This window comes from Kitasatospora sp. NPDC057904, assembly GCF_042887925.1.
Classification (GTDB): Bacteria; Actinomycetota; Actinomycetes; order Streptomycetales; family Streptomycetaceae; genus Kitasatospora.
Genome location: NZ_JBHVOL010000001.1, coordinates 408,218 through 420,953, shown reverse-complemented (window position 1 = coordinate 420,953; position 12,736 = coordinate 408,218). Strand labels below are relative to the sequence as shown.

Here is a 12,736-nt window from a genome sequence, read left to right as displayed (position 1 = left end):
CCGGGCTCGTCGCTCCGCGCGTCCGCGTCCTTTCCCTCTCGCCGGGCGCGCGGGGCGGCGCTCCTGACCCGTGCCCCCCTCAAGGAGCACAACAGATGAAGTACGCCCGCCGCGCGGCCGCGGTCACCGGTGTCGCTCACCGCCGAGGTGATGTACCGGACGGTCATCGACGGCGACGCCAAGACGGTCCGCAACCGGATCGGCCCCGACGGCGAGGCGATCCCGCGCGTCAAGCAACTCCTCGGCCAGGGCCGGTACCTGGAGGAGCTCACCGCGCGCGATCGCGGCCAGGCCTCCGCCCTGTGGACCGCCCTGATGCCGACATCGGACGGAACCTAGCCGAGCGATGCTCCACCGAAGGCGAACCCCAGCACGATCAGCAGCAGGATCAGCGCTGCGGCCGTTTTGATGACCGGATGCTTCTGGCGAAGGGGCTCGTCATCCTCCGGCCCACCGTGCGGTAGGAGTTCGGCCGGCAGCTCGATCCGTTCGTCGGGATCGGCGGGCGGCACCTCCTCCTGGCGCACCGGGCGCCGAACGAGCACCGGCGCCGCGAGATCGACGGGCAGCGTCCGCAGGAAGGCCTCCAACCGCTGGGCGTCGACGGCCACGGTCAGCTCGTGCAGTTCGGACAGCAGGGCCCGGTCGGCGACCGGGCGGCTCTGCCCGACCCAGGACAGCCGCCAGCCGGTGGCCAGCCCGTCACGGACGAGCACCTGGTCGAGCAGTGCGCGCAGGGCACCGGGCAGCGAGCTGGCAGGAGCCAGGGTCTCCGGGGCCTTGGCGAGGGCCTCCAGAACGGTCCGCAGACTGGGCCGCGTGGTGCGACCGCTCCGGCCGGCGGCCCGGGCCAGGGCCTGGGCGCTCTCGCCGGTAAGCGTCGCCGCCGCGGTGGAGGCCCAGGCCGCCGTCGCCAACCAGGTCGTGTCCGGGTCGCCGGCGTGTTGCGGCAAGACGGTCAGGCTGAGTTCGACGGTCCGCTGGTCGAGGTCGGTCAGCACGCCGATCGCGGGGACCGGTTCGCGGCACGGTGCGGTTCCGTTCGCGCGGTGCGCGAGGGCGTTCAGGCGTTCCGCGAGCGGGGGGTGGCTGTCGAACCGGGAGACGGGCCGGTCCGGTGGCGAGTCCCGCCATCGGCGCAGGGTGTCCTGGTACTCGGGGTCGGCGAGCATCTGTGCGAAGACGGCGAAGGGATCGTCCGGCAGCCAGCCGGCCCGGGCCACCGGCTCCAGGTAGTCGGAGACCAGCCGGGCCCAGGCGAGCGCCAGGGAGTGCACGTTGCGCAAGGCGTCGGCCATCACCGCCGCTCCGACGACCTGGGCCGACATCCGGTCCGCCTCGAACTCCTGGCGCCGCCCGACCGCCGCGGTCAGCCGGAGGTAGACCCGGGCGTAGCCGGAGAACAGGCAGTACCAGGTGTAGGCCGGATGGTAGGCGTTCTCGGCCTGGACCATCGGGTGCCGACCGAGGCGTTCGAGGATGGATCCGAGCGCGGCGGTCCCGCGGCGGGTGACGGACGACAGGGCGGTGTGGCGTCCCGCGTAGTGGCCGAGCTCGTGGCAGATCACCGCCTCCAGCTCGCCCTGCGTCAACCCCACCAGCAGCGGCATCCCCAGGTAGAGCCGACGGGTCCCACCGAGCAGCCCGAGCAGGCTGGCGTGTTCGAGGACCATGGCGTTGGCCTGGGGAATCAGGTACAGCCGGGTCGGCGGGCGCACCCCCAAGCGCTCGGCGAGATCGTACACGGCGTTCCACAGGGCCGGTTCCTCCTCCGGGGCCACCTCGACCGAACCCTCCGGGCCCCGGGCCGGACGACCCGCCGCGCACAACGCGAGAAGGACTGCCGCGACGACGGGCGTGGAGGTGATCACCGTGAAGAGGAGTCTGGCGAAGTCGTCCGGCGGTGCCGCCGCGAGGAGGGACAGGAACGCCGCATAGACGGCCACGGCGGCGAGCAGGACCAGGTAGCTGACGAACAGCATGGCGACCGCGAGCAGGGCCCGCAGGGACACGAGGAACAGCGACGGCCTCACCCGCGCCTCCCGGCGTCCTGGGCCCACGCCTCGGCCAGCCGCTCCAGCAGCAGATCGAGACCGAGCTGGTCGTGCTCGAAGGCGTCCTCCAACCACAGGGCCGCGTCCAGGAGTTCGACCGTCAGCTGATCCTGCAGCCCGCCGGCCGGCGCGTCCACCAGCGAGTCGAAGTCGGACCAGAGCTCCTGCGAGGTGATCCCGAGCCGCTTCGCCAGGTTGTTGCGGGCCTGCTTCACGTGGCCGGCGACCGTGGTGGCGGAGATCTTCAGGTCCTCGGCGATCGCCCGCTGCGGCTCGGCCTGGAGACAGAACCGCACCAGCACCTCCCGCTGCCGCTCCGGCAGTTCCCGCACGGCCGCGAGGACTTGGCGCGTCTCGACGGTGACCTCGATCCTCGCCTGCGCGGGGATTCCCGCCTGCAACCAGCTCGCACGCTCCCTGGTGCGCCGCTCGACCCGGTCGAGGAACTCGTTGCGCATGATCTGCCGCAGGTACGCCTCGGGGTGGTCCATCGTGCGCAGACGCGACCACATCCGGCTGGCCTGGACGTACGCTTCCTGGACCAGCTCTTCCGCGGTCTCCCCGTCCTGGCACAGGAAGCGTGCCTGCATGCGCAACCTGCCCTGGGTCACCCGGACGAAGTCCTCCAACTCCTCGGGAGGTTCCATCCGGGGTCGCGCTGTTCTCTGATCTGACGTCATGACGTCGTCTCCTGTGTGTGATTCGACTTCGACCGTGCTCCGCGCACCAGGAGGACGCTCCCGTCCGCCTGCCGGTCCTCCACCGTCGCCCCGGGCCCGGCCGCGAGGACAAGGCTCTCCAGTACGGCGCCGCGCGTGCGCTCCCGCATCACGGCCAGTCGGTAGGACACAAGCTGGCGCGCCAGCCTGACGGTGCCGGCGCACACGGCCAGCAGGACCGTCTCCCACATCTCCCCGCCTCCTCTCGTCGACGGCGGCGCTCCTTGCGCCAACCTCGCACGGTGAAAGGGGTCTTGAGCGGAAAACCTTTAGTCCCACAGCAGTCGCACGCATGTGATTCACATCACATTCGTCAAGAGGGGCCCGAGACCGGCCCCTGGTGCCGAGCCCCGCGCCGGTTGGCGCGCGCCCCTGGACGTGTGGCCCGCATGGGCCCGTGAGTTCATCTCGAACTCTTGTCCAGGGTGCCCGGTGGGTGTCGGGCAAGTCAGGCAAGTACTCCGGAGCGAAGTTGCCTGACTGGTACGTGGTTTCGGTGCCATCGCGCGCAGTCGGCAGCGCAGTCGGCAGGCTGTCGCGGTGTACGAGAGCGAGGCATGCCAGAAGGCGCTGGCGGCCCTCCCCGACGGCGTCGAGTGCGACTTCCGCATCATCGAAGGCAACGACTGACCGGCGGGCCCAGCCTTGGCCGGCTCAATGAGTTCGTGTGCCGCCCGGTGTGATGGTGTGTGGCATGCCGCTGTCGGAGCAATCGGGGCACGAGGGCCGTCCGGTCGTCACGCTGTGCCTGTTGACCGCGCTCCGGACCAGGGACAGCACCGCTGCACGGGTCGCGTGATCCAGTACCCCGAAGCCTCACCTCCAGCCCATCACATCGGGAGACGCCAGTGATCAGACACCACGCCCCAGGAGATGCCGTCGCCGGAGGAGAGGCAGGCGTCCACGCTCGTGCGCGGTGGTGGCGGGCCGGAGTCGTGGGAGGGGTGTGCGTGGTGCTGGCCGGTACCGGGGTGATCCCCGCGACCGCCGCGGCAACAGGGTCCGCGCCGGCCACCACCCCGGTGCGGACCCGAGGCGCCGACCCGGTGTTCACCTTCGGCTTCACCGGCGCCGCGCAGAGCCTCACCATCCCGGCCCAGGCGGTGGTCACGATCACCGCCGACGGCGCGGGCGGCGCCGACAGCACCGGCACCTCCTGTTCCGTCACGGGCACGGGCGGGACGGGGGCGCGGGTCGTCACCACTCTCCCGCAGACCACCGCCCCGACGACGGTCACCGTCAACGTCGGCGGCACGGGCGGCAAGGGCTGCAACGGCACGGGTACGGGGGGTGCCGGCGGGTTCAACGGCGGCGCTCCGGGTGGGGGCATTTTGGCCACGGGTTTCCGGGCGGAAGGGCCGGGTGGGGGCGGGGCCTCCAGCGTCAGCGTGGGCTCCTTCCTGGTGGTCGCCGGGGGCGGCGGTGCCGCCGGGGGTACCGGAGGCGACCTGACGGGCGGCAACGGGGGCAACGGCGGGACGACGCCCGATGCCACCGCCGGTACCGGTGGAAGTGCCACCGGCCCTGGGGCCGCGGCAGGGCAGGGTGGGGACGGCGGCAGGACCAGCACGTCTACGGGTGGTGTGGGCGGCGTGGCCGGCGCGGTCGCGTTCTGTAGAGCCACGCCGGGTACATCGGGCAGCGGGTTCGCCGGTACCACGGTCGGCAGCGGCGGCACCGGCGGAGCGATCGACGGCGGCTGCGCCGCCACTGTCACCGGTGCGGGCGGGGGCGGGGGCGGCGGGTACTTCGCCGGTGGGGGCGGCGGCAGCGGTGCCGTCAACAGAACCGGCACCAAGGCAAGCGGCGGCGGTGGCGGTGGCGGGAGCAGCTTCGCGACCCCGTCGGGCACCGGGACGTCCTATGCGGCCTCGACGATCGGGACGGCGAACCACAACGGCCAGGTGATCATCAGCTACACCGTGGGCAAGCCGGTCACCACGACCATGACCGCGATGCCCGGGCTCACCCGGATCGGCTCGCCGGTCGTGCTGAGCGACATCGTCTGCCCCGGCGGGGGCTCCACGACCAGGCCCACCGGAACCGTCACGTTCACCGACACCACCACCGGGACGACCCTCGGCACGGGACAACTGTTCCTCCCCCTCGGCCGGTGCGCCGCCGCCGGGACGGTCACCGCCTTCCGCACCGCGGGCACCCACACCATCACCGCCGTCTACAGCGGCGACTCGGTGTACCAGGACAACGGTGCCAACCCCGAGACCATCACCGTGACGGTGAACCCCTGATCAGAAAGCCGCAGCGGCACCGAGGGCACGCCCTCATCAACCGCAACAAGCGCTGCTGCCAGCGGAGGTAACAGCGTGATACCCGGCGGGGCTCGCGAGGACGAATCGCGGGCTCCGCCACCATCGCGCCCGAGGCCGGCCGCGACGGTACGTGGAATTCGAGAAGCCAGCGGTTTAGCCGCGGATCGCGATGGACGCCCCGGAGTACCGCTCGCCGACCCGGCGGTCGAGCTCGACCTGTCCGGCTCCACTTTCAAGGGCAGGGAGGTAGGCGTCTACCAGCACGGGACGTGACCTACGGTCAGTGGCTCACCGTAGAGCAGCCCTACTTCGGTGGTTCCGAGGCTCAGCGTCGGATGAGGGTGGCAGGCGACCATCGCGTAGTACACCGCGGTTGCCAGTTCGGTCGGGCTGGCCGTCTCGTACCGCAGGTACTCATGACCCACGAGCTCCATGAGATTGATGGTGCCCGGCCCGAGATGGCCGCCCTCGATCAGCAGGAACGGCACGGCCAACAGCCCGTACAACCTGCTGAAGGCGAGGTAGAATTCGGCGGTTTGGCCCCTGGCCATCGGAGCGTCGGCAAGGTGGTGCTCAACGCGTCTGTGAATCTCGGACCAAACGGGCCCCGGCACTGTGCCGCCGCAGTCGGCAACCAGCTCTTGCGCACACGACACCGCATGCGCCGCCATGTGCTCGGCGCCCCCACGGACGCCGCGCTCTGCGCGTCGGACCGAGTGCGGCGTGTGAAGGCCGGACACGCATGCTTCGAAGGTGTGGCACCAGGGGCAATCCGAGGACGTATCCCGGGAGTTCAGGGCAGCCGCCGCGGCCACCTTGGACCAGGTTCGGGACCGTCTGCCCAGGAAGGTGTACGGCAGGGTCACGGCCGCAGCCAGTTCGGCAGGTTCGCAGTCTCCTTCCCGGATGGCCCGCCAACGCCCGCACAGCCAAGCGCTGTAGTGCGCGAACCAGCTCCGCAGTTCACGGCGGAGCCGGAAGACATTCCCCGGCTCGCCCCGCAACACGTCCGTCATGAGGTCGCTCATGTCATTGGTGATGCGCGGAAGGGCGACGAGCCCCATGCCTTCGCGGGACACGAATCGGCGCCGGAGCCAGTTCGGCAGACCCATGTCGATCATGGCCCATCGCTCCAGCTCCACATCGCTCAGCGTGCCGGTGTCGAAGAGCGGGACGGTTCCCTGCCTCAACGCCTCGCGACGACCTGCGAGACCTCGCTGCCCGGCCCGGCACACGACGACATCCGCGTAGTTGAGCCACTGCTGGTTGAGACGCAACCGACCGTCGCTGCTCATCGCCCTCGCGGCATCCAGCAGGGCACGGCGCGTCCCGGAATCCGCCCCCATGGACCGGTAGTCCATGATGGTCAGGATGTCGGCCGCGCACCAGTCGCGAGCCTCCGCGTCGGTCAGCGCCCCGGAGTCGGCCATGACGAGAGCCGGCAGAACCCAGCCGAACAGCATGGCGGGTTGCAACAGTGGTCTCCCGACCGACAGCGCCCCAGCTGCGGACGTGTGGAACGCCTCGCTGAAAGCATCCGGGGGTGGTAGTTCCGTCAACAAGCCCCGTTTCCGCGACCAGACGGCCTGGTTCTCCATGAAGAACTCCACGTTCTGACCCGGCTCGCGCACATGGTCGAAACCTTGTCCCGTGTGCCCCGAGACAAGTGCCGCCACGGTTGAGACAGGGCGACTTCTCGTGCGGGAAGTCGGGAGCGCCGGATAGTCGGTATCGACATTCCAGTACTCCGCGGCGTCCGACGGGCACAGCACTCCCATCGTGCGCAACAACGGCGCGCTGGCCTCAACTCCACTGCCCGTCCTTGGCCGCGATCCACCCAGGTCGCTGACGCACCGCTTCCGTGTCTGCTCGCTGCCCCACTCGACCAACGCGTGACGCATGGACCACCCCAGCCTCTCTCCACGCGAGATGTTCTCGCCCCCAATGCCCCGGACGACACAGAATGCACTGGGAAGCAGGCCACTGACAGGTCGATGCCTATAGAACGATGGAGTGTTGGTCGCACGAAGAGCACTTGGTGCACTCACACGGCGCGAGGCATTGGTCGTGCGCCGAAACGACCTCGTCCGACGATGTGCTACAGCATGACGGCGCGCCGACGAACCCGGGTTTGTACGCCCGCGATGCCTTCGGGTGCCGATGAACGGACTTCGGTCAGCACCGCCGGCTTGCTCGCGGGCGCTGGCCCCGCCGCCGGCACAACGGGCGCTCGACGCCTTCGAGATCACCCTTCGCTGCCAAGGTGCCTGAATCGCCGAGGCCTGCCAGGAGGCGACGGCCAGGGCTGGTTCCGCCCCGACAAATGCCGCCGACGACCCGGGAGACGCCTTGGGCGACGAGGCCTGCCGGGACCCGCGGCGACCGGTATCCAGCGAGCGAGTCCCACCGCTTCCGGACCGCCCAATCCCAACGCGCCGAGTGCCGAGGACACCGCCGCAACCGGAGCGCTATCCCGATCGGGACAGACGCGGGCTCACGCACGCCAGAGTGATCACCACATCCCGCCTCCGACAGAGTCTCAGACCGGGAGGGAACCCCCGTCCAGGACTCGCAACGCAGTCCGTGCCGCCTGCCCGTCACCGGTTCGCGCCAGCTCCTCCAGCGCTTGCCGATCAGCCCATCCGAACACCACGCGCAGCTCGCGGGTGAGATCCAGTCCGATCTCCGGACCGACCCAGTCCGCGATCACCAGGGCATCCGCGACGGCCGCCGGATCGCCGGCGACCCCCGGCCCGAGGAACGAGAGGCCTCCATCGCTGGCTCCGCGAGCGAGCGCCAGCGCCACCAGTGCCCAACGGGCCACCCGATCCCCGGGATCACGGTCCAACCGCTCGCCGGCGTAGGCCTGCAGCTTGTGGGCCGTCACACGACCGTTCGCCCACCCACGCCAGAACCCGTCGTCCCGCGGCAGTTCCTCAAGAGACGACAGGCCGTCGTTCAGAGCCCTCACCATGCGTTCGGCGAACTCGGCATGGCCGGTGTCGGATCCGGACCGCCTGAGCCGATCGATCTCGGGAGACCGCACGATGCCGCTCAGCCGCCCGTCGCGGCTGCGGTGAGGCGGTGGATCTGGGCGGTCACCAGGTCGGTGCGCAAGGCGGGCTTGTGCACGGTGTCGTCACCGGTGAAGAAGAGGATGCGGTTGTCGCCGACGGCCGCGTAGAGGTAGACGCGGGTGAACCCTCCGGAGGAGGCCACCGCAGCGGTGGGTGTCAGGACGCGGAAGCCGACGGCCGGCACCTCCGGCGTGTCGGAGGGAACCGGCTCGACTCGCAGGTCCACCGAGCCGCCACGGCCGTCGTCCACGCGGACATCGGTGCAACCGCCCCCGTAGACGGCGGCCTTCAGCGCCTCGAAGCGCTCCTTCGACCGGCCGCCCGTGAAGCCGCCGACGTCCACCAGCGTCCGGTTGCCGAGGACGTTGTTCCCGGTGACATACCAGCGCCGAGCAGAGGCTCCGGGCCGCTCGGACATGGCAGTGAGGACCGGAGCACACGCCGGGTACCGCTGCGCCGCGTCGGCCATCGGGTCCGGCCCGGCGGCGGGTGTCGCCTCCTTGGCGGGCTCCGTGGTGCTGTTCGGCGGCAGGTCCGCGGCCGTCAGCAGAACATCCGTCAGCTGGTCGCCGGACAGCGGCCCGAGGGCACGCCACGCGGGTGCGGGACCGACGGTTGCGGCAGAGGACGACGGTGCTGCGGGGACGCCGACGGTAGCAGTGCTCCCAGTTGCGGCCGACCTTGACGGCGCGGCCGAGCACCCGGCGGTGAGGGCGATCAGCGCCGGTAGCAGCAATGCCATGCGGATGACGGGCCGCGCCAAGATCTCTCCTGCTTCCTCTTCGCGTACAACCGCACCACCTGCGGGTACGACCCATTCTGTCCGCGGGACAGGTCTGTGCGCCTTCGAATTCTCCGTCGGCGAACAAGTCCGAGGGCTGGAGGAGCCGGGAGTGTCCGTGGGTGTCTCACGCCCATGCCATGCCGCCCGGGTCTGCGCATCCCGCCGGGTTTCGTCGGTGCCGGACAGGAGGATCGGACGGCCCTGTGGCGGCACGCTCCCGACCCGGTCGGGGGCCGCTGGGCATCACGACCAGGAGGGACCCGCCTTTCTGGGGCGGTTCGGGCGGCAGCACGGGCGACCTTACCGGCCGTCAGGTCGTCTCCGAGGCGGCCGGGCCTGCCGACTGAGTAGGTGCGCACTCGCGATCTGAGTATCCGGGCGGCTGCGCCGGGCTCGTTGGTCCGCCTTGGATGGGGGCATGAACGCGACGCTCCCTGCCGAGACAACCGCCAGCCGGCCGTCCCCGGGGAGGGACCGCACCCGGCGCCGGGCTGTTCTGTCCGCCATCCTTTTCGTGCCGGCGATCCTGGCGGCCAATCTGCTGGCCCTGAGCTCCGAACGGGCGTCGCTCTGCATCGCATACGGGGAACAGTGCGGTGAGGGACTGCTGCCGGCTTGGCTGATCGGCTGGGGAGCCGGACTCGCCGCAGTGGCGTTCCTCGTCGCCCTGGTCGCACCCGCCGCGCGCGTGCGACGGGTGGCGCTCGCCGCCCAGATCGTTGCGGAGACCATGGCGCTGCTGGTCATCCTCAGCTGACCCGTGCACGATCCGGGACTCGTCTCGCCCCTCCAGCGGAGGGACGGACGAGCGTCGTCTCCGCCCGGCAGCCGCCTGGAGGCGGGCCCCTTGGACAACGAGTGAGCAGGCTGTCCGCTCCGGCGGCTGCGGTGAGGCCATGCCTACCTTCCTGTACCTGGCCGACCTCTAGGAGACGCACCGGAGCGTCGGAGGCAGCGACGAGACCTTCACCGACGAGCGGTTCTGCCGGGCGATCGTCGACCGGCCCACCTTCGAGGCCCACATCATCGAGACCGGAACCCAGTCGTTCCGCCTTGCCGGCACCACCGCCAAGCGCCAGGCCGCCGTGGCTGCCACCTGAAGACAAGCCCCCGACAACCCGCATGGATCAACGGGACCGGCCCGTCTCCGGGTCGGCACGCGGGGAGAACACGCAAGCGGATCCGACAACAAGCCTCTGGTGGCCCAGGTGACCGGCTGACGAAGGCACGCCGACTGCCCGAGCACCAAGGCCAGGGCGGCAGTCACCGGGCAGCAGCTCGTCGGCTCAGACTGTGGCCGAGCGCACCCGGCTAGGGTCCAGGTGCAGCTCATAGGCAGTGTTGCACTCGCTGATCAGCGTGCCCACCTCCACACCGCAGGGGCACAGTTGGTTCATACCGCTCTGGCCGTTGAGGCCGCAGCACCCCCCGGAATGCTTCCAGTCAGGATGCGGCTGGAGCCCCGGTGCGTCCTCCGGGTGCAGGACCACGGTGTTCCGGGGGCCTGCGGACACCAGGAACCCGTCGCTGTCCGGGTCGCCGAGGCAGGGCCCGCCGCCGAAGACCTCTCGACACTCGTCGGAGGGCACGAGCGGGGCGCCCCACGGCTCGGGTTCCAGGGCGAAGAAGCCGAGCCGCAGGGTGGGAGTAGCTCGACGTGATCCGTCTGCCTTGGGAAACCCTTGATCCATCGGACGCGCGGGCACCTCAGGCAGCTTGGTCAATGGCCCCGCGATCGGACGATCGCAGGCCGCACACACGAACACAGTCACCTGGAATTGGTAGCACCCACCCGGCGCCCGTCCAAACGGATTATCAGCCGACGACCGCCGAACAGCCCCGACTCACCATCGGCCCCGACACGGCTGTCGGCTTCCGTTCCGACGCTCCCAGGCGCCCCGCATCGAACACAGCGGCGCCCGCCCTGACGCATTCTGTCGGGGGCGCGACCGGACGGGCAGCACGCAACACAGCTACCGGTCTCCCCGTGACCGCCGTCCCCGACCCGGAGCCGACCAGAGCAGCAGATCCGGGCTGTCTACTGAGGTTTTCAAGGTGAGGTCGGTGAGGTGAGTGACAGGCCGGTGCCCGTCAGACATCCCTCGATGAGGGTGGACCGGAGCTGGATATGTCGGAGCCCGCGGCGGAGGGTGTGGGCGAGGTGATCGGCGTCGGTGAAGGCGGTGTTCGCCATCGGGCCGCGTCGCAGAAGCGACCAGAGGCCTTCGACCGGGTTGAGGTCCGGTGCATACGAGGGCAGCTGGAAAACGGTGAGCCAGTCGTGCTCGGCGGTGTACCGCTTCATGCCGGTTGTTCTCGCATTAATCATCTGCATGCGCGTCGTTCAGGGGGCTGCCGCGGGCCGCTCCACCGTGATGTGCAGGGGTGTCCTTCCGCCGGTCGCGAGGCTAGCGTGACCGCATGGATCCTGATGAACAGTCACGTCACGCCTCGTCGTTCGGCGTCGCCGCGGTCGCGTACGCCGAGCACCGTCCGGACTACGCGCAGGCCGCGGTGGGTTGGGCGCTGGAGCTCGCGCCCGGCCTGCGCGTGCTGGACCTCGGGGCCGGGACGGGCAAGCTGACGGCCGCGCTGGTGGCGCTGGGGGCCGACGTCACGGCGGTCGAGCCCGACCCGGGGATGCTGGCCGAGCTGCGCCGTGCGCTGCCGGACGTCCGGGCCCTGGTGGGTAGTGCCGAGGCGATCCCGTTGTCGGACGGTGCCGTGGACGCCGTGGTCGCGGGCAACGCGATGCACTGGTTCGACATGGCCGTCGCGGGTCCTGAGGTCTCCCGGGTCCTCGCGCCGGGCGGCGTTCTGGCCGGCCTGTGGAACCTCCTGGACGACCGGGTCGCGTGGGTGGCCGGGCTCGCGCAGGTTGCCGGGAGTGCGGCGGTCGGCCCCCGGGACACCCCCGACAGCTGGCGCGCGGTGACGGCCGGGCTGCACCTTCCGAAGAACGGCGGGGCCGCCTGCTTCGGCTCGCCGGAGCAGGCCGAGTTCGCGCACGGGCAGCGCCGGACCGCCGGCTCGCTGGTCGAGACCCTCGCGACGCGCGCCGGGGTGCTCGTCATGCCGGAGGGGGAGCGGGAGGCGGCGCTGGGCCGGATCCGCGCCTTCCTCGCCGGTCGGCCGGAGACCGCCGAGGGCGAGTTCACCCTGCCCATGCTGACCGGGGTGCTCCGCGTCCGGCGGGTGTGACCCCGAGGCCCCTACGGTGTCGTCCCCGCGAACCGGGTCACGAGGAGGTCGAGCCGCTCCTCCTGCCAGCCGGAGGGGATGCGGCCGCTCTCCGAGAGGACGGCCATGCCGTGCAGCGCGCTCCAGGCGACCTCGGCGAACAGCTCGCGGCGCTCGTTCTCCGGCGGGAAGCAGGCGACGAACTCCTCGAAGCAGGCCCGCATCGGGGCCGGCGTCTCGGCGCTCGCGAACTTCAGGTCGGTGGGCAGGATGAACATCGCCTGGTAGAGGGCAGGCCGCTGGACCGAGAAGTCCAGGTAGGCGCCGCCGACGGCGCGCAGGGCCTGCCCGGGGCCGGGGGCGGCGTCCTGCCGGGCGCGGTGCAGGTGGGCGGCGAGTTCGGCGAACGTGTCCAGGGCGACGGCGCCGACGATCGCGTCCTTGCCGTTGAAGTGGCTGTACAGCACCGGCTGGCTGTACTCGACGCGTTCGGCCAGCCGCCGTGTCGTCACGGCCTCCCAGCCCTCGGTCTCGGCGAGCTCGCGCGCGGCCGTGATGATCAGTTGGTGGCGCTGGGCGCGCTCGCGCTCGCGGCGCTCGCTGATGGCGGACATGTCGCCATTGTAGCAACGCTAGACATTCTGTCGTGGGC

The 12,736-nt window shown here is 70.8% G+C and carries 12 protein-coding genes and 2 pseudogenes; 5 read left to right on the top strand and 9 right to left on the bottom strand.

What is annotated here, in order from left to right:
• Positions 1-129 precede the first annotated feature (129 nt).
• On the top strand, positions 130-339 hold the full coding sequence (locus tag ACFVSN_RS02075; protein WP_387953590.1) for a hypothetical protein: 210 nt from the start codon (positions 130-132) through the stop codon (positions 337-339).
• Here the strand turns inward: ACFVSN_RS02075 and ACFVSN_RS02070 are convergent.
• The 3 genes from ACFVSN_RS02070 to ACFVSN_RS02060 are packed head-to-tail and all read right to left on the bottom strand — an operon-like array spanning position 336 to position 2,964.
• Positions 336-2,033 (bottom strand): M48 family metalloprotease, encoded by a 1,698-nt coding sequence (locus tag ACFVSN_RS02070; RefSeq protein WP_387592498.1) that lies wholly within the window; start codon positions 2,031-2,033, stop codon positions 336-338. The two genes, ACFVSN_RS02075 and ACFVSN_RS02070, sit on opposite strands and share 4 nt — an antisense overlap.
• Positions 2,030-2,701, bottom strand: a complete 672-nt coding sequence (locus ACFVSN_RS02065; RefSeq protein WP_387592501.1) for an RNA polymerase sigma factor — start codon at positions 2,699-2,701, stop codon at positions 2,030-2,032. Before ACFVSN_RS02065 ends, ACFVSN_RS02070 begins: the two co-directional genes overlap by 4 nt.
• Before the next feature lie 29 nt (positions 2,702-2,730).
• Positions 2,731-2,964 carry a hypothetical protein gene (locus tag ACFVSN_RS02060; RefSeq protein WP_380435324.1) on the bottom strand — a complete coding sequence of 78 codons (234 nt, stop codon included), beginning with the start codon at positions 2,962-2,964 and terminating at the stop codon, positions 2,731-2,733.
• A gap of 337 nt (positions 2,965-3,301) precedes the next feature.
• On the opposite strand from ACFVSN_RS02060, the pseudogene ACFVSN_RS02055 reads away from it, so the two are divergent.
• Positions 3,302-3,403: pseudogene (locus ACFVSN_RS02055) on the top strand (DUF1330 domain-containing protein); the annotation flags it as partial.
• 320 nt (positions 3,404-3,723) lie between these two features.
• Positions 3,724-5,022, top strand: a complete 1,299-nt coding sequence (locus ACFVSN_RS02050; protein WP_387592504.1) for an Ig-like domain repeat protein — start codon at positions 3,724-3,726, stop codon at positions 5,020-5,022.
• Positions 5,023-5,297: 275 nt separating this feature from the next.
• Here ACFVSN_RS02050 and ACFVSN_RS02045 read toward each other — a convergent pair whose 3' ends face one another.
• From ACFVSN_RS02045 to ACFVSN_RS02035, 3 genes are all read right to left on the bottom strand, one after another.
• Entirely contained in the window at positions 5,298-6,641 is a 1,344-nt protein-coding gene (locus tag ACFVSN_RS02045; RefSeq protein ID WP_387592507.1) for a hypothetical protein, read from the bottom strand.
• A gap of 941 nt (positions 6,642-7,582) precedes the next feature.
• Positions 7,583-8,089, bottom strand: a complete 507-nt coding sequence (locus ACFVSN_RS02040) for a hypothetical protein (protein ID WP_387592510.1) — start codon at positions 8,087-8,089, stop codon at positions 7,583-7,585.
• A gap of 8 nt (positions 8,090-8,097) precedes the next feature.
• Positions 8,098-8,862 (bottom strand): hypothetical protein, encoded by a 765-nt coding sequence (locus ACFVSN_RS02035; RefSeq protein ID WP_387592513.1) that lies wholly within the window; start codon positions 8,860-8,862, stop codon positions 8,098-8,100.
• 460 nt (positions 8,863-9,322) lie between these two features.
• Between ACFVSN_RS02035 and ACFVSN_RS02030 the strand changes: the two genes are divergently transcribed.
• A complete protein-coding gene (locus ACFVSN_RS02030; protein WP_387592516.1) occupies positions 9,323-9,661 on the top strand; it encodes a hypothetical protein in 339 nt (112 codons plus the stop codon).
• Positions 9,662-10,190: 529 nt separating this feature from the next.
• Here ACFVSN_RS02030 and ACFVSN_RS02025 read toward each other — a convergent pair.
• Both ACFVSN_RS02025 and ACFVSN_RS02020 read right to left on the bottom strand, forming a co-directional pair.
• Positions 10,191-10,676, bottom strand: coding sequence for a hypothetical protein (locus ACFVSN_RS02025; RefSeq protein WP_387592518.1), 486 nt, complete (start codon positions 10,674-10,676; stop codon positions 10,191-10,193).
• A gap of 278 nt (positions 10,677-10,954) precedes the next feature.
• A pseudogene (locus tag ACFVSN_RS02020) lies at positions 10,955-11,212 on the bottom strand (transposase); the annotation flags it as partial.
• Positions 11,213-11,325: 113 nt separating this feature from the next.
• On the opposite strand from ACFVSN_RS02020, the gene ACFVSN_RS02015 reads away from it, so the two are divergent.
• A complete protein-coding gene (locus tag ACFVSN_RS02015) occupies positions 11,326-12,105 on the top strand; it encodes a class I SAM-dependent methyltransferase (protein WP_387592521.1) in 780 nt (259 codons plus the stop codon).
• Positions 12,106-12,116: 11 nt separating this feature from the next.
• Here ACFVSN_RS02015 and ACFVSN_RS02010 read toward each other — a convergent pair whose 3' ends face one another.
• Positions 12,117-12,698 carry a TetR/AcrR family transcriptional regulator gene (locus tag ACFVSN_RS02010; protein WP_387953588.1) on the bottom strand — a complete coding sequence of 194 codons (582 nt, stop codon included), beginning with the start codon at positions 12,696-12,698 and terminating at the stop codon, positions 12,117-12,119.
• Positions 12,699-12,736: the final 38 nt, after the last annotated feature.

What these genes read in the sequence shown, in the direction of transcription:
- ACFVSN_RS02045 (WP_387592507.1), bottom strand. Translation starts at nt 6,641, where the DNA reads ATGGAGAACCAGGCCGTCTGGTCGCGGAAACGGGGCTTGTTGACGGAA.
- ACFVSN_RS02065 (WP_387592501.1), bottom strand. Translation starts at nt 2,701, where the DNA reads ATGGAACCTCCCGAGGAGTTGGAGGACTTCGTCCGGGTGACCCAGGGC.
- ACFVSN_RS02015 (WP_387592521.1), top strand. Translation starts at nt 11,326, where the DNA reads ATGGATCCTGATGAACAGTCACGTCACGCCTCGTCGTTCGGCGTCGCC.
- ACFVSN_RS02010 (WP_387953588.1), bottom strand. Translation starts at nt 12,698, where the DNA reads ATGTCCGCCATCAGCGAGCGCCGCGAGCGCGAGCGCGCCCAGCGCCAC.
- ACFVSN_RS02030 (WP_387592516.1), top strand. Translation starts at nt 9,323, where the DNA reads ATGAACGCGACGCTCCCTGCCGAGACAACCGCCAGCCGGCCGTCCCCG.
- ACFVSN_RS02035 (WP_387592513.1), bottom strand. Translation starts at nt 8,862, where the DNA reads ATGGCATTGCTGCTACCGGCGCTGATCGCCCTCACCGCCGGGTGCTCG.
- ACFVSN_RS02060 (WP_380435324.1), bottom strand. Translation starts at nt 2,964, where the DNA reads ATGTGGGAGACGGTCCTGCTGGCCGTGTGCGCCGGCACCGTCAGGCTG.